16 protein-coding genes are annotated in these 15,068 nt (G+C 44.7%); 5 read left to right on the top strand and 11 right to left on the bottom strand.

Features of this window, described 5'->3' with window-relative positions; genetic code table 11:
• Positions 1–49 precede the first annotated feature (49 nt).
• The gene (gene folD, locus B158_RS0105150; protein WP_018624296.1) at positions 50–904 is read left to right on the top strand and encodes a bifunctional methylenetetrahydrofolate dehydrogenase/methenyltetrahydrofolate cyclohydrolase FolD; all 855 of its coding nucleotides are present in this window, start codon (positions 50–52) and stop codon (positions 902–904) included.
• A 66-nt stretch (positions 905–970) separates the two neighbouring features.
• Here folD and B158_RS0105145 read toward each other — a convergent pair whose 3' ends face one another.
• The 4 genes from B158_RS0105145 to B158_RS0105130 are packed head-to-tail and all read right to left on the bottom strand — an operon-like array spanning position 971 to position 3,778.
• Complete coding sequence (locus B158_RS0105145) at positions 971–1,510, bottom strand: YqaA family protein (protein WP_018624295.1); 540 nt, start codon at positions 1,508–1,510, stop codon at positions 971–973.
• A gap of 28 nt (positions 1,511–1,538) precedes the next feature.
• Complete coding sequence (locus B158_RS0105140) at positions 1,539–2,180, bottom strand: lysophospholipid acyltransferase family protein (RefSeq protein WP_018624294.1); 642 nt, start codon at positions 2,178–2,180, stop codon at positions 1,539–1,541.
• Between the two features lie 19 nt (positions 2,181–2,199).
• On the bottom strand, positions 2,200–3,159 hold the full coding sequence (locus B158_RS0105135) for a phosphatidate cytidylyltransferase (RefSeq protein ID WP_018624293.1): 960 nt from the start codon (positions 3,157–3,159) through the stop codon (positions 2,200–2,202).
• 28 nt (positions 3,160–3,187) lie between these two features.
• The gene (locus B158_RS0105130) at positions 3,188–3,778 is read right to left on the bottom strand and encodes a CDP-alcohol phosphatidyltransferase family protein (RefSeq protein WP_018624292.1); all 591 of its coding nucleotides are present in this window, start codon (positions 3,776–3,778) and stop codon (positions 3,188–3,190) included.
• Positions 3,779–3,896: 118 nt separating this feature from the next.
• Between B158_RS0105130 and B158_RS0105125 the strand changes: the two genes are divergently transcribed.
• Positions 3,897–4,640: a helix-turn-helix domain-containing protein gene (locus tag B158_RS0105125; protein ID WP_018624291.1), complete on the top strand. Its 744-nt coding sequence runs from the start codon at positions 3,897–3,899 to the stop codon at positions 4,638–4,640.
• A 78-nt stretch (positions 4,641–4,718) separates the two neighbouring features.
• Here B158_RS0105125 and cysS read toward each other — a convergent pair whose 3' ends face one another.
• Complete coding sequence (gene cysS, locus B158_RS0105120; protein WP_018624290.1) at positions 4,719–6,116, bottom strand: cysteine--tRNA ligase; 1,398 nt, start codon at positions 6,114–6,116, stop codon at positions 4,719–4,721.
• Between the two features lie 168 nt (positions 6,117–6,284).
• Here cysS and B158_RS0105115 point away from each other — a divergent pair, with 168 nt between their 5' ends.
• From B158_RS0105115 to B158_RS0105105, 3 genes are all read left to right on the top strand, one after another.
• Positions 6,285–6,800, top strand: a complete 516-nt coding sequence (locus tag B158_RS0105115; protein ID WP_018624289.1) for a peptidylprolyl isomerase — start codon at positions 6,285–6,287, stop codon at positions 6,798–6,800.
• 89 nt (positions 6,801–6,889) lie between these two features.
• Entirely contained in the window at positions 6,890–7,606 is a 717-nt protein-coding gene (locus tag B158_RS0105110) for a UDP-2,3-diacylglucosamine diphosphatase (RefSeq protein ID WP_018624288.1), read from the top strand.
• Between the two features lie 24 nt (positions 7,607–7,630).
• Complete coding sequence (locus B158_RS0105105; protein ID WP_018624287.1) at positions 7,631–8,347, top strand: hypothetical protein; 717 nt, start codon at positions 7,631–7,633, stop codon at positions 8,345–8,347.
• Here B158_RS0105105 and B158_RS0105100 read toward each other — a convergent pair.
• The 6 genes from B158_RS0105100 to B158_RS0105075 form a co-directional block, all read right to left on the bottom strand.
• Complete coding sequence (locus B158_RS0105100; RefSeq protein WP_018624286.1) at positions 8,344–8,910, bottom strand: DUF924 family protein; 567 nt, start codon at positions 8,908–8,910, stop codon at positions 8,344–8,346. The genes B158_RS0105105 and B158_RS0105100 overlap by 4 nt on opposite strands.
• A 19-nt stretch (positions 8,911–8,929) precedes the next feature.
• Complete coding sequence (locus B158_RS0105095; protein WP_018624285.1) at positions 8,930–10,462, bottom strand: hypothetical protein; 1,533 nt, start codon at positions 10,460–10,462, stop codon at positions 8,930–8,932.
• A 196-nt stretch (positions 10,463–10,658) separates the two neighbouring features.
• A complete protein-coding gene (gene pepE / locus B158_RS0105090; protein WP_018624284.1) occupies positions 10,659–11,381 on the bottom strand; it encodes a dipeptidase PepE in 723 nt (240 codons plus the stop codon).
• Between the two features lie 28 nt (positions 11,382–11,409).
• Positions 11,410–12,054 (bottom strand): tRNA-(ms[2]io[6]A)-hydroxylase, encoded by a 645-nt coding sequence (gene miaE, locus B158_RS0105085; protein ID WP_018624283.1) that lies wholly within the window; start codon positions 12,052–12,054, stop codon positions 11,410–11,412.
• A 70-nt stretch (positions 12,055–12,124) separates the two neighbouring features.
• Positions 12,125–14,101: a transglutaminase TgpA family protein gene (locus B158_RS0105080; protein ID WP_018624282.1), complete on the bottom strand. Its 1,977-nt coding sequence runs from the start codon at positions 14,099–14,101 to the stop codon at positions 12,125–12,127.
• A 15-nt stretch (positions 14,102–14,116) separates the two neighbouring features.
• Positions 14,117–15,067: a DUF58 domain-containing protein gene (locus B158_RS0105075; RefSeq protein ID WP_018624281.1), complete on the bottom strand. Its 951-nt coding sequence runs from the start codon at positions 15,065–15,067 to the stop codon at positions 14,117–14,119.
• Between the last annotated feature and the right edge of the window lies 1 nt (position 15,068).

Genomic DNA, 15,068 nt, shown 5'->3' with positions numbered 1-15,068 from the left:
ATTGCGACAATAGCGCCTTTCAAACGCTCATTTGAATTTATTGAATCTTATGTCTGCTCAAATTCTTGATGGCAAAGCCATTTCCGAAAAAGTTAAGCTACAGCTGGCCGAAAAAGTTAAAGCACGCCTAGATAAAGGTCTACGCGCACCAGGTTTAGCGGTTATCTTGGTTGGTGTTGACCCAGCATCACAGATCTACGTTAACAAAAAGGTAGAAGCTTGTGAAAAGGTCGGCTTTATTTCTCGTAAAATAGTCCTTGATGCTACTACCACTCAAGAAGAACTATTAAAGCATATTGACCAGTTAAATGCTGATCCCGAAATTGACGGTATTCTGGTGCAACTTCCACTTCCAGAGCATTTGGACTCAAATGTCATCCTTGAGCGAATTAAGGCCGATAAAGATGTGGATGGTTTCCATCCTTATAACATGGGGCGTCTAGCACAGAAAATGCCGACCATGCGCCCTTGCACACCTTATGGTGTTATGGTCATGCTAAAAGAGACCGGTATCGATTTAATGGGTAAAGATGCGGTCGTCATCGGGGTTTCGAATATTGTTGGTCGTCCGATGGGTTTAGAGCTCTTAATGGAACGCTGTACGGTCACTTTCTGTCACAGCAAAACCAAAGACTTACCGAAAAAAGTCTCTGAGGCTGATATTGTCGTAGCCGGCGTTGGTATCCCCGAAATGGTCAAAGGTGACTGGATTAAACCGGGAGCCATTGTCATTGATGTTGGTATCAACCGTTTGGAAAGTGGCAAACTGGTTGGTGACGTAGAGTTTGACGTGGCTAAAGAAAAGGCTTCATGGATTACCCCGGTTCCAGGCGGCGTTGGCCCAATGACGGTTGCCATGCTGATGAGCAACACTTTATTTGCCTGCGAGCACCTGCACGACTAAGACGAATTAGTTTTGATGTTTAAGCCATGCCTTAGTGCATGGCTTTTTATTATCTGTAGGATATTTTTAAGATGGGAAAAGGTAGAAATACAAGCCATAAACCAGAATCCACACCCCGCCCCACACTGCAATTAATTGTTTTCGCGGCAAATTCTTCAATAGCCCTGTAACTATCCAGCGTGCAATATAAGCAATAGCCAGAAACCGCAGCAATCTCGCAGGTACACTAATCAACAAAAATGTTTCAAGGGATATACCGGCACCATAGGCTTGCACGGCAAAGGTTTTATAAGGCAATCCCTGCAAAGGGCCTAAGAAAATAGCCAACAAACCAGTCTGCTGCATATTATCTTTAACCGTTGCCATCAACTCTACATTTATTGCTGGAACTGATTCGACCCACTCATACGCTGCTGCATAATGATACTGTCCCCAGCAATACATCAGCGTTCCACCCAAAAGAGCGCCAATCAAAGTAATGCTACAAAGCCGTATCAACTGATTCTTCTTGTCGAGCGCGTAGTAACTCAGTAACACATCGGGCAGAATAAAAAACAATGTCGCTTCAGCAAAACCCCAAACTCCGGCCAATATCGAACGATTCATAGTTTTATACCCTTATGATTGTTTTGCTCTAATCCCACTTCGGTAACTTGACCGATGACTGCATCTGCTCGAATCGTGCTTTTACCTGATCAAATAAGTTCGGCTGGAAGTGCATAGGTTCTGAGAAAACAACGTCACAGAAGAAAGGCACCAATAGGGCATCGCCTTTGGGCAGGCTTTTCCCGAGTCCATGCATATAAATTGGATAAAGCGGTACTTGAGGACATTTTTCGGCCAACTTTACTACGCCATATTTCAGCTCAGACATAGTTTCTGGCTGGCCACGCGAGCCTTCGGGGAAAAAGATTAAGATTTTTCCCTGCTGTAAAGCTTCGGCACACTGTTCAACGGGACTTCGAGTTTGGCGTTCTGACTGACGCTCAATCGGTAGGATGCCGATGATATTTAGTGCGAACCAGGCAATAAATTTATTTTTCAGGAAATAATCAGCAGCAGCTACCGGCTGTACTTTGTGCAATACCTTCAATGGCAACAGCGATATTAGAACCATGGTATCCAGATGACTGTTATGGTTGGCGATAATCAGAGCTGGCCCATCCTCAGGAAGAATGGGCTTATTCTGATAACGAAGACCTATCACCAATTTCACTATAGGCTTGATAATGATGGCGAAAAATAACCAACGTAATGCTCTATTAATCATGTTCATGAGTTTGGCTCCCGGATTATTAGTAATAGCAGTAACGAATAACATGGAAAAATAACGGTGCGGTAAAAGTCAGACTGTCGAGACGATCGAGAATACCGCCATGTCCTGGAATGAGCTGACCGCAATCCTTGATACCAATATCACGCTTGATGGCTGACAAAGACACATCACCAATAAAGCCCGCAATGCCAATACCCAGGCCAACCAACAGACCATGCCACCACAGCATTGGCGTTAGGGTTTCAGCCAGAGCCATCGCCAATAAGCCAGTCGTTAAAACGCCACCAATCAGGCCTTCGCGCGTCTTGTTCGGGCTTATCGCTGGTGCGATTTTATGTTTGCCAAACAACTTACCCCAGACGTATTGACTGACGTCATTCAACTGAGTCAAAAGCACAAGATATAACAGTAATGCTGCGCCTGAACCGGACACCATCAGGTTTTTAACTTCGGCTTCGTTCGGTAACATCACCAGATAAGCCAAATGGCTCAAGGTAAAGACAGTCAACATTAAGCCCCAATGGATATTACCCACTGCACGTAAGTAGTTTTTAGTTTCACCCGCCAGGACCATGCGGAAAGGAATAAATAAGAAGGCATAGACCGGGATGAAAATAATGAACATGCCGTACCAGCCAATAGAGATAAAGTAATACTGCAATGGAATGGTTACATAAGCCCAAAACAGAACCCTCCGATCCACCAATCGGGTTGGCGTCATGGAGAAGTACTCTTTGAGCGCGATAAAACTCAACATGGCGAACATCAGAATCGTCACCATAGGCCCCATGTAGAGTGATAGTGCAAACACACCCATCATGATCCACCAGGAGTTGATGCGCTGGGTTAGTTCACTGTAATCCGTTTGTGGCTTTGAGCGACTGAGCATAAATGACACTAAAGTCGCCACTAATAACAGAACAAACAAACTGCCAAAAACTTGCGTAACGGGTTGCAAACTACTTATATCGAAAAACATATCCATATCCTCTTTTTATACAGTCCGCTTACAGCGCGGCACGAATTCGGTTAATCACAGTCCACACTGACAGAGCGGTAAAAACAGTCAGAGCAGCATTTAAATAAATCGATGACACAGCAAACAACGGGACCAGCAGGCCAATCAGTCCCAATACCAATGCCCGATCACTTTTCCCCATCGGCCCCTGGTACTGACGTTCAGCCCCCACCATGACGCCTAGAATGCCCGCGAACTCGGTTAGCAGAGCTGTAAAAGCAAATGCAGCCAAGAGCCATAGACTGATGTCAGGAATAATGATTAAAGGAATGATTAGGAAAAGGTCGGAAATCACGTCACCGATTTCGTTGAGATAGGCACCCAGCTTCGATTGCTGGTTATGCTCTCTGGCCAGCATGCCATCGATAGCGTTCAGCGCCATACGAATCAATAAAATAATTGGCAAAGCCAATAAAGATACCAGGCTATTGCTGATAACAAGGGCAACACCTGTAATGACACTCAGTAGCATCGCTAGCACGGTGACCTCATTAGCGGTGATGCCTTTGCGGGCTAGCCCGTTAACCAGGGGTCTTAATAACTGCTGAAACTTGGGTTTAAGTTGGTAAACAGAAATCATGGTATTTCCTTGTGAATCGTTGTTTTGATGGGGATAAGTTGTCATAGGCGCTACCTTTAAGCTACTTTTAATGCTAAAGTCGTGCAGAAGTGTCTTTTTGGTATACAAATAATAGACTATGAGTAATCAAACGCTGGAAATTATCGAAGCTCTGAAGCAAGAGCTCAGGAAACAGGGAATCACCTATAAAGCACTGAGCAAGGCTTTGGACATGAGTGAAGCAAATATCAAGCGTATGTTCTCCCAACATAAAATAAGTCTCGACCGGCTGGAAAAGATCTGTGATTTATTGCATTTGGATATTTTGCAGCTGACTCAATCTGCTCATCAGCAACGCAAACAAATTTCACAGCTGACGCTGCAACAGGAAAACCAGTTGATCAGTGATCAACGCTTGTTATTGGTCGCACAATTATGTCTGTCAGATTGGAAGTTTGATGAAATGCTGGAGCGTTATAGCTTCACTGAGCCTCAGCTAATTAAATACCTGGTGCAGCTGGATCGGATTGAGTTTATTGAATTGTTACCAGGCAATAGGATTCGCAAACGAGTCAGCCCCCATTTTAAATGGCACCCGAAAGGACCGGTCCAGAACTTTTTTGCTGAGCATATTCAGAATGAATTTTTTCGCTCCAGCTTTACCGAAAAGAATGAAAAGGTGTTGTTTATATCCGGCATGTTAAGCGACAAATCGAACCAGAAGATTCAGGAACTGATTGATGAGTTGGGCATAGCCTATCGTCAGCAATTGCGAGAAGACAAGAATGTTGCGCTGGCAGAAAAAAAAGGCACCAGCCTGGTGGTTGGTTTAAGGAATTGGGAACTGTCGGTGTTTAATGAATTAAGAAGAAAGCCGCTTTAAAGTCATTCCCGCGAAGGCGGGAATCTATTTAAACATAAAAAACAGTGGATTCCCGCCTTCGCGGGAATGACAAGATGACTACTTCCTACGCCAGCTGGTACCACCCGCTCCATCTTCCAACTCAATATTCATGGCATGAAGCTTATCGCGGATCTCATCGGCCAGTGCCCAGTTCTTATCGGCACGCGCCTGCAGACGTTGTTGAATCAAACTATCAATGTCCTCATCGGACACATCGTTATCGCCAGCACCGGACTTGAGGAAGCTTTCAGGATCCTGTTGCAGCAGGCTTAACACGCCAGCCAACTCTTTCAGCTTCACAGCAATGGTGGCTGCTGAGGCCATGTCAGTGGCTTTCAAACGATTAACTTCCTTTGCCAGATCAAACAACACAGGCATCGCCTCTGGAACATTGAAGTCGTCATCCATAGCTTCCGTAAAGCGTGACTGGGCCTGCTCTAGAATATCCAGATTTTTTTCAGTTGCCTGACTTAAATCCACACCTCTAAGCGCATTATATAAACGCTCGAGACTGGCATCTGCTGACTCCAGGTTAGCCTGAGAGTAACTAAGTTGACTGCGGTAATGACCGCTCATCAGGAAGTAACGCACTGATTCCGGGCGATACTGCTTCAGCACGTCGCGAATGGTGAAAAAATTGCCCAGGGATTTAGACATTTTTTCTTTATCCACCTGTACCATACCGGTATGTATCCAGGTATTGGCAAAAGTGCAGCCATTCGCACACTCTGATTGAGCAATTTCATTTTCATGGTGCGGAAACTGTAGGTCAGAACCACCACCGTGAATGTCAAAAGTATCGCCGAGGCATTTTTTACTCATGGCCGAACATTCAATGTGCCAGCCGGGGCGACCTTTACCCCAAGGTGAGTCCCAGGCAGGTTCGCCCGGTTTTGAGGATTTCCACAGGGCAAAGTCCATCGGGTCTTTTTTGATGTCATTCACATCAACGCGCTCACCGGCATTGAGCTGTGTCAGATCCTGCTTACTGAGTTTACCGTAGTCCTTGAACGCAGGTACGTGGAAGTACACATCACCATTAGCAGTTGCGTAAGCTGCGCCCTTGTCTATCAAGGTTTGGGTCATCTCGATGATTTCAGCCATGGTGCGCGTGGCGCGAGGCTCGATATCCGGGCGCTGCAAACCTATCGCATCAAAGTCCTGATACATTTCCTGAATGAAACGCTCAGTCAGCTCACTGAAGTCTTCGCCATTTTCATTGGCGCGATTAATAATTTTGTCATCAATATCCGTAATATTGCGCACATAAGTCACGTCATAACCACGAAACTTCAAATAACGATTAATTACATCAAAGGCTGCGTAAGTCCGAGCATGGCCAATATGGCACAGATCATAAGTCGTCACGCCACACACATACATGGAAACCTTGCCTTCTACCATGGGCTTAAAAGGTTCTTTCTGACGGGTCAAATTATTATAGATCTGTAACATAGGTATCTTTTCTCGGTTTTGAATTTAGCTTTTAGCGATAAAAAACATTATTATATGCGGCAAACATAAGCCCGACATTGTAACCATCATCAGGCCTACAGGCTAGAGCATGTTGAATTTACACTGCGGGATTTGGTCAGCGAATCGCAAAATATCAGGACATTAATCATGAGCAACGCACATCCAAAAGTCACTTTAACCACCAATCACGGTGATATTGTTATTGAGCTTAACGCTCGTAAAGCACCCAATACTGTTCAGAACTTCATTAATTATGCAGAGAAGGGCCAATATGACGGCAGCATATTCCATCGAGTTATTTCTAACTTCATGATTCAGGGCGGTGGCTTTTCTACTGACATGGAACAACTTCCAACAGATAGCCCTATTGAGAACGAAGCCAATAATGGCCTGGCCAATGCCCGCGGTACAATTGCCATGGCCCGCACCATGGATCCTCATTCGGCAACCTGCCAGTTCTTCATCAATGTCAAAGACAATGACTTTTTGAACTTTTCTCAGGAATCCATGCAAGGCTGGGGCTACTGCGTATTTGGGAAAGTGGTTGAAGGTATGGACGTGGTAGACGCCATCAAAGAAGTCGAAACCGGCAGTTATAGCGTTCACCAAGACGTTCCGGTAGAGCCTGTTATCATTGAGAAAGCAGTTGTTCACCAAGACTAAGACCAGAGCTCTCTAATAAGCTGTATTAGCATCAAGTTAATACAGCTTTCTCTTACAAACTAATCCAACATCCAATAAAAGATAACCCTATGATTCATATTATTTCCGACTTACACCTTTGCGAAGAACGCCCAGACCTGACCGCCCTTTTCAATCAGTACATGGATGAGATTGCCCCAAAGTCGGATGCTTTGTATGTGCTGGGAGATTTATTCGAAAGCTGGATTGGTGACGATGATGACTCGGAATTTGTTAAAAGTATCATAGCGAAATTCAAAGATTATTCTGAAACTGGTAAGCCATTGTACTTTCAGCATGGCAACCGAGATTTTTTATTAGGCGATGAATTTGCCAAGGCAACTGGTGGTGTCATTGTTGGCGAGGTTCATCCCATCACCATTGGCAATAAAGAGGCCATCCTGATGCACGGTGACAGTCTATGCTGGGACGACAAAGAATATATGCAGTTTCGTCAGATGGTACGCTCCGACGAATGGCAACAGCAACTGCTTTCTCAACCCTTAGCCGTGCGCCGAGGAATTGCAGCCGATTTGCGCCAGAAAAGCCGTGAAGCTCAGGCTAACAAAGCCAGCGCCATCACTGACGTGCATCCTGATGCGGTCAAAGAAGTTCTGCAAAAACATCAGGCAGACATCCTGATTCATGGCCACACCCACCGCCCCGATTTCCATGACATTGAAGTCAATGGCAAACACTGCCAACGCATCGTACTCAGCGACTGGGGCGATAAAGGTCATTTCCTGACCATCGAAGGTGATGAAATCGATAGCCATTATTTTGCGTAATCAATTTTTTTATAGGGACATATAATGAAAAAACTGTTGAGCCTAATACTACTCATTACCACATTGATTTCAGGCTGTGCGACTGTTGACTCAGCCCCAAAAGATACAAAACCAAATACCAAGGTCTTTATCGATCAAGGCAATACTTTAAATTATGTTGGCAGCATTAATGAGCATGCAAATTTACGATTATTCAATCTTTACCTTCAATCCAAAGTTAAACCGACTAAACTTAAAATTTCGAGTCTAGGTGGAAATGCCATGGAAGGACTTCGACTAGGCAACTGGGTCTTTGATAATAAGTTAGATGTCATAATTGATAAAGTTTGTGCTTCATCATGTGCTAACTATGTATTTCCGGCTGGTAAAACAAAATATCTTCACAAACACTCTGCACTTATTTGGCACGGCAACTCATACCAAGAAGACATCAATGAGCATTATCTGGACGGGAAGCAACATGCGGTCAAGTACAGAGAAGAAGAGAATGCTTTCAATAAAAAAGTTAATATTCATCCAATGTTGGCAGAGTACGGACATAAAGAGTTCACTTTCTGGAACTTTCTATATCGCTACTTTAAAGAAACTGTAGGCTATGACTACTCAATAAGCGACATGCAAAAATTTGGGCTGACTAATATCGTACTTTTGGACAAAACTTGGGAGTGGCGCAAACACTATTCACAACATCATGTCATTAGAGTTGAAGTCAATGCTGATGATTTAATTTCAGAGTATTAGCAGAAGGGATTTTTCAGGAAAGCCTCTTCTGCAGGAGTGCTTTGCCTACCTAACGCCTGATTGCGGCCAGGGAACCTGCCAAAACGGACAATCTGATCGCGGTGACACAATGCAAATTTTAGCGTATTGGGATCACCCAATTGGATGAACAATTCGATGCTTTTTTCCTGCAACATCAGATCTTCTGCATGCATAAAAGGCATGTAGAAGAATTTTCGCTCAACCGTTAATAGCCCTTTATCAAAACCATGTTTCAATGCCTGTTCTGCATAGTGCTGAGCCTGAAGGTCGGTAGCAAATGCCTGTCCCTGATTTCGATAAATATTGCGAGAAAACTGATCAAGGATAATGATTAAGGCCAGAGCACCTTTTTGACTCTGCATCAAATCATCTAACTTGCCTTCTGCGGCAAGCTGATGTGCTTCGCCAAACCGGTCGCGTACCTCTTGGTCAAATTCCGGATCGGATTGAAACCAGATGGCGCGGTCAGCGCCCAACTCTGCTGAGTCAGGCGCGCCGAACCAGAAGTCCAACACATCGCGTGTTAAATCATCTAAGTTCATAGTGACATTGCTTCCTTTACTATTTTCTTTTTAATGACGGTTTAGCAGCATTTTCTTTTTGAATTGCCTCAAGCGCTGCTTGCCACATTGGAATGGCTTTGAATGCAGTGACCATATCATAGTCCAGTCCAATTCGACCATCACCCGGATCCATCGGTTCTGTGCCTGAGCGACTTTGGAACCATTTCATCCAGCCTTTCGAACCAGGTTCATGTAGAACAAGTGCCTGTTTGGTGCTGGAGCCTGGGGCATTGGTAACTTGCGGAGGATAGGTGGTGCTTGGCAATAGAAATGACTTTTGTGGGTACTGAGCATTGCTATGACATCCCAAACAGCCTGCGGATGCTAACCCTTTTGGGTAATAATGGCTGCCAGCCCAAGCTGGAGTTACTACCGCACCATCATTAGGCCCTGATAGTCGACCGTCCCAGCCCAAGGTGGCCGTTGCATAAGCAGGTGCCTGGGGATTAATCCAGTTCTGTTTCAAATTGGTATTGACCGTGACCGGTGGTGTTAATGCGGTACTGGCTGTGTTGATGATATCCGGATCACCACCCCAAGTCGCTCCCAATGGAATCATCTTATCCCAGGCATCATTACCCGGTGCGTTTTTATCATAAATCAGTGTTGAGAATACCCAGCCGGTTTGCGGTGCGGCCTGACTGTCCTTAACAATGATATCGAATTGCATGAGGTACACATTGGTTAAGGTAGGGTCAGCAGTTGTACCATTAGAGCCATTGTTGGGACATTTTGAAATACTGGGATTATTTCCCGAGCCATTACTTTCATTTAAGGTCGAGTAAATCGGCCAAGCAACCGTTCCTTCCATTGGCGCCCAGTCTGCGCCACAGGGCGTGACAAAGGCAAACTTGACGATAACGCTGCCTTCAGCATATTGAGCTGCCGGACTAGTCAGATTGGGTTTATAAGCTTGCGCTTCGGTTGTGCCCCAGATGTTGCCCAAGGTTACCGCTGCAGTTTCATCATACAAGGTCAAAACGTAAGTGGTTAGATCTAACGTTTGCTCAGGCATGGTGCCTGCAGGAAAACCCGAGCCCACATAAAAGCCATGGATGGGCTCTCGCTCAGTCCCCAACCAGATCGACTGCCACCATGGCTCACTTTGTGGATCCCATTGATCATAACTGTACAGCAACTTACGCATATCATCAGACACATAGTCTTTCAAAGCTTCAACATAAGCCATGGAATTCTGAGGTGTTATCAGGCCATTATTGGTCACCTGCTTCCAGGGATAAGTTTGTCCCGAAGGAACTTGACTTGGGTAGTCATGACGCAACTGGAACAGTGGTCCTGAATAAACCTCTGCTGGCGGATTGGGTAGTGCTGAATTGATGAAAGGATGAATGGGCGAATCAGCCAGATCAAGATTTTGCGCTGTGGACGTTAGAAATGGAACTTTGCCCTGTAACTCGTCATCGTGGGATGCTTTATCGGATGCTTGTGCGGCCCCGGAAGTTAGCACGGCCATCGAACTGGCCACAACAACTCCTCCTAACCAGGAACACAACTTTAGACAGTTGTTCATAGATAGATCTCCTTAATGCTATATGGTTAACACCAAGGAGGATTCTTTAATTTATGATTATGGAAAAGTTACCCGTCCTTGGCTAACTTCAATCCTATAGCAATCAATAACCAATTGATATGAAAAGATTATTTGGTCTTACCAGCACATCATTTCTGGTCATTCTTGCATTAAAAGCAGATTGTAAAATGCTGGGTTACAACAACCAGCTGATATTGCTCTCTGCTTTGATGGATTTAATCCCCTCTCCGTCACGGAATATTAAACCGTCTTTAGCTCCACGCAAGAATAACTGATCGCCCTGACGCTCGAGTGCCGTTCCTTCTGGAATGCCGACCACATAACGATGAGGATTAGCACGAGTGTACTCATAGATACGCTCGGCACGTGTCTCGCCATTGTGATTCGGCGGCTGATAATCGGTGTAATGCGGGTTAATTTGGAATGGTACCAATGACAAAGCGTTAAAGCTTCTTGGCTGAACAATTGGCATGTCATTCGTCGTGCAAATCGTCAGACCAGCCATGTTTGAGCCCGCGCTCCAGCCCATGTAAGGCGTTCCTGCATTCACTTTTTTGCGAATCGCGTCCACTAGCTCATTGTCATAAAGTTGCTTCAACAAATAAAAGGTGTTGCCGCCGCCGATAGCAATTGCCTGCGCATCCTCTACTGCTTTAACAGGATCGTCGAACTGATGAATCGACACTACTTTTCGCTTAATCGGCTGCAAGGCCTGACTGACTTTTGCTTCATAGGCGTCATAGCCCATGGCAAATCCTGCGTACGGAATGAATAGAATTTCTTTAACTGCAGATGGTAAAAAAGCATCCATCATGGGCAGTGCATGCTCAAGATAGTCTGTTTGCCCTTCTCTTGAAGCGCTTAGTAATAATAACTTTTGTTGTGATGATTGTGACATTAGGTCTCTCCATCAATTTGGAATTAGGTTATGCGGGCACCCCGGAGTGAAAACGGAACTGCTTATCCGGACTTTCAATCAGCTCTTTTTCTTTCTCAAGAAAAAACTGCACGCGCTCATCAATGGGCTCTTTGGCGTAGTTTTGCGCCAGTTCCAGATAATCCGCAAAGTGGCGTGACTCTGATTTTAATAAGAAGCGGTAATACTTTGAAAGCTCCGGCTCACTATCTTTGAAATAAGGTGCCAAAGCATGGAAGCGCTCACAGGAACGAGCTTCGATAATGGCTCCAATAATCAAACCATCGATTAAACGTTGTGGCTCATCTTTACTTGCATACTTATGCAAACCAGCAGCATAACGTGAAGGCTTAATGGCTCGATAACGAATATCACGTTGCTCCATAAACTCCAGTACCTGCTCGAAGTGCAACACTTCTTCACGAGTCAGTTGCGACAGTTTCTTCAGCAGGTCAATGCGATCAGGATAGCGAAACATTAGTTTAACCGCAGTTGCAGCAGCTTTTTTTTCACAGTGCGCATGATCAATCAGCAAGGTTTCGATTTCCTGAGTGGCTCTCTCAAGCCAGGCAGCAGGGGTTTTGCAATGCAAGAAATTATGGATTGGCGTGATATCAGCCATGGGATCATTGTTGGTAGCCAAATATGGGCGCATTATACCCGCTTGCCCTTACGTTGTCAGTGTTAGCGCCCCCGTGCTTAAGATGGTTAGCCAGCAATCCATACTAATGGTAGCTTTTGGCAGTTTTAATAAAGCTTTGCTGATTGGATTCGGAAACCCTGCTCTTCTGATATCGAATAGAGATATATCGCTTAATAACTCGCTCGGCTTTTGGGTAAAGCTCGGGATGTTGTTGCTTAATTCTATGCAGCAGATCCTTAGGACCTTCATAAAGCCTGATATCCACTCCCTGCTTTTCTAATACTCGCTGGAAACGTCTGTAAGCCCGTTCAATCTTATCCTTACTTTTAGCCTGACTTAAAATCCACAGACCGAAGCCAGCGCCTGCCAGCAATATAGTTGCCAGCAAAGCGTAACCTAGGTAGCGCCATTGGTTATTATTGATACCTACTTTTGACAACCAGTTGAACTGCATATCCTTGTCATAACCCATCAAGCTCTCGTTCCAGAAGCTTTGCATGGCATCCCAGCGCAGGCTAATCTGCCGCCAAAAAGTTCTAGCCAGTTCACTGTCAGTAGTCGTTAAACTATCAAAATCAGTAAACCAGTCATCCCTTGAGCTGGTTTGATTTAACAATGAATCATCAACTCGTGACGGATGGATAGCTGCGGTAGGATCAACCCTTCTCCAGCCCTCACCTTCTAACCAGACTTCAGTCCAGGCATGAGCATCTTTTTGGCGAATGATGTAGTAATCACCGTAGGGGTTATACTCGCCACCTTGATAGCCGGTTACCACTCTTGCCGGAATTCCAGCGGCACGCATAATAAACACGAAGGCACTGGCATAATGCTCACAATAACCCTCACGGCTATCAAGCCAGAATCCATCGATAACATTCTGCTCAAAGACTTCAGGTAAAAGTGTATAGTGATAATTCTGCTGGCGAATATGGCTTAATACATATCGAACAAACTCTTCAGGCTCATTGACTTTCTGATACTCCTCAATTGCCCACTCTCTTGTTTGCTCATTACTATCCTCGGGTAACTGAGTATTGAGCTGTCTTTGCCATTGGGATAGCTCAATATCTGAGTAATCAATCTGGTAAGCCTGGGCAGAATAAAGTAATCTTTGGGTTACTCTCTGAGATTGTCGCCAAGTGTAATTGTTAAATAGATAGACTTTTTCTTTGGGTGGTTCAATCAGATCTTCCAGACCAAAAATCCAACGACGATTATGCGGTTCTAACTGAACTCGATATTGATAAGTAGGCGAGCCCTTTGGATAACTATCTCTTCGAAGTGGAGACTCAACGCCTATCTTCCATGCTATGCCATCAAACTCGGATAGCGCGAGGCCGCGCCAATACATTTGGTTGATAGGAGGAGCCTCACCTTCAAAATCTACTCGAAATGCAATTTCATCAAAGCCGTACAATCCAGCCATAGAACCAGGGATCATCTCATCGTCAATTCCCATACCACTTTCACGCTGCGAAGGCATGGCCCACAAAGGTCCAGAAAGTCTCGGAAAAAGAAAAAAGAGAATCAACATAATCGGTAATGCTTGCAGTAAAGTTATTCCTGAAATCTTGCCTAGATTTCGGATGCCTGCGACACCCTGGATACTATTCAGCGCAATCAGCCCCATCAATATTGACATCATTGCAACCAGCAAATAGACGCCCATCAAAATCGATTCGTCGTATAAAAATGCAGTTACCAAGATGAAAAAAGAAATAAATAAAATTAACGCACCGTCGCGATAGTTTTTTGCTTCAAGAAGTTTGAAGGTGTACATCAAACTAATAAGTCCAACGCCCGCTTCACGACCACTAATAGTCCTGAAGTAAAGAAACACACCACCAAGCGCACAAATCGCCAAAATCAAAATCAACCAGGAAGGAATATGAACGGCCTTTTTATAAACTGCAAATCGTGTCAAAAGAAGTGCAATAGTTGACGCTGAAATCCAGGCAGGGAGATGAAACCATAAGGGTGAAAGCACAATAGCTTGCACGATAATTAAAATAGGAATAATGCCCGGGCGGGTCAGTGGCAGCGATTGAGTATTCATAGTTTTGCTCGCCCTTTATTCCATCAAAGCCAGAGCACTTAAACATTGATGCAAGTGTTCAGCGCCCTGCCCTTTTTCGATTCGAACTTTGGGTAATTCAAGTCCATACAGATTGCCAGCCTGCTCGGCCTTAATAACTGCATCAGTCAAATATGATATTGCTAACTCTTTATCATATTGACTGACGCTTTCCCAAGTAAGAAGGTGCTGCTCACCAACCAACTCTTCAAATTCTTTGGTTAATAAACCACGCTCTCGGGCGAAAGCTTTCCACATCACCTGCTTGATGGGATCGCCTGACTGATAATCTCGTAGACTATGAAAGTCCTCTGAACCTCTCTGGGCAAAGGCTCCCTCTTCCTGCCCATGAGACTGCGGTGCCAGGATCTGAGGACATTCGATAGGTTTAGGATAAATTAATGCACCATAACTCGGCTTAAACCAGGACCAGACCTGAAAAATGCCAAATGGGAAAATACTGGTACAGACGAATCGCTTTGGTTCTAACAGCCCACGTTTGTTCGCCTTGATTTTGATATGAAAGAGAGTCTTAGAACGAGAATCAACGTCACAGTATTCAACTTGTTTCTTGTTCAGGCCAATACCTATTGAAGAACGGTAACTCTCCGATGAATTATTAAATTCAAAAGGAAATGAGCACTCCTGTCCAACATAAACCGACTGCGGTTTTAAGGCTCTGATTTTAAGGCCTCGCACATTCCGGTAGGTATAGAAAACCGATAGCATGCCGATCGCCAACAGAATAAAACCCGCCATAAAGCCCATGTTGTTCTGATAATTAGTTGAGGCGACCAATATCAGAATCAGAATCATCAACATCAGCCAGCCGTAACGGGTAGGTAAAATATAGATATTTTTCTGGCGAAGATGAACTTCTTGCTGCTCAGGGCTTCTCTTATCCACCCAGCTGAAGAATTTCTGTTCTATGGCGCTAACAATTTTCATC

The sequence above is a fragment of the Kangiella aquimarina DSM 16071 genome, assembly GCF_000374105.1.
Lineage (GTDB): Bacteria > Pseudomonadota > Gammaproteobacteria > Enterobacterales > Kangiellaceae > Kangiella > Kangiella aquimarina.
Note: the sequence above shows the minus strand (reverse complement) of the source record. Positions and strands in the feature narration are given on the sequence as shown.

Coding starts and splice junctions, on each gene's coding strand:
- B158_RS0105125 (WP_018624291.1), top strand. CDS start 3,897: ATGAGTAATCAAACGCTGGAAATTATCGAAGCTCTGAAGCAAGAGCTC.
- B158_RS0105100 (WP_018624286.1), bottom strand. CDS start 8,910: ATGAACTTAGATGATTTAACACGCGATGTGTTGGACTTCTGGTTCGGC.
- miaE (WP_018624283.1), bottom strand. CDS start 12,054: ATGCGCCCATATTTGGCTACCAACAATGATCCCATGGCTGATATCACG.
- B158_RS0105080 (WP_018624282.1), bottom strand. CDS start 14,101: ATGAATACTCAATCGCTGCCACTGACCCGCCCGGGCATTATTCCTATT.
- B158_RS0105135 (WP_018624293.1), bottom strand. CDS start 3,159: ATGTTTTTCGATATAAGTAGTTTGCAACCCGTTACGCAAGTTTTTGGC.
- pepE (WP_018624284.1), bottom strand. CDS start 11,381: ATGTCACAATCATCACAACAAAAGTTATTATTACTAAGCGCTTCAAGA.
- B158_RS0105130 (WP_018624292.1), bottom strand. CDS start 3,778: ATGATTTCTGTTTACCAACTTAAACCCAAGTTTCAGCAGTTATTAAGA.
- B158_RS0105145 (WP_018624295.1), bottom strand. CDS start 1,510: ATGAATCGTTCGATATTGGCCGGAGTTTGGGGTTTTGCTGAAGCGACA.
- B158_RS0105110 (WP_018624288.1), top strand. CDS start 6,890: ATGATTCATATTATTTCCGACTTACACCTTTGCGAAGAACGCCCAGAC.
- B158_RS0105105 (WP_018624287.1), top strand. CDS start 7,631: ATGAAAAAACTGTTGAGCCTAATACTACTCATTACCACATTGATTTCA.
- folD (WP_018624296.1), top strand. CDS start 50: ATGTCTGCTCAAATTCTTGATGGCAAAGCCATTTCCGAAAAAGTTAAG.
- B158_RS0105115 (WP_018624289.1), top strand. CDS start 6,285: ATGAGCAACGCACATCCAAAAGTCACTTTAACCACCAATCACGGTGAT.
- B158_RS0105140 (WP_018624294.1), bottom strand. CDS start 2,180: ATGAACATGATTAATAGAGCATTACGTTGGTTATTTTTCGCCATCATT.
- B158_RS0105075 (WP_018624281.1), bottom strand. CDS start 15,067: ATGAAAATTGTTAGCGCCATAGAACAGAAATTCTTCAGCTGGGTGGAT.
- B158_RS0105095 (WP_018624285.1), bottom strand. CDS start 10,462: ATGAACAACTGTCTAAAGTTGTGTTCCTGGTTAGGAGGAGTTGTTGTG.
- cysS (WP_018624290.1), bottom strand. CDS start 6,116: ATGTTACAGATCTATAATAATTTGACCCGTCAGAAAGAACCTTTTAAG.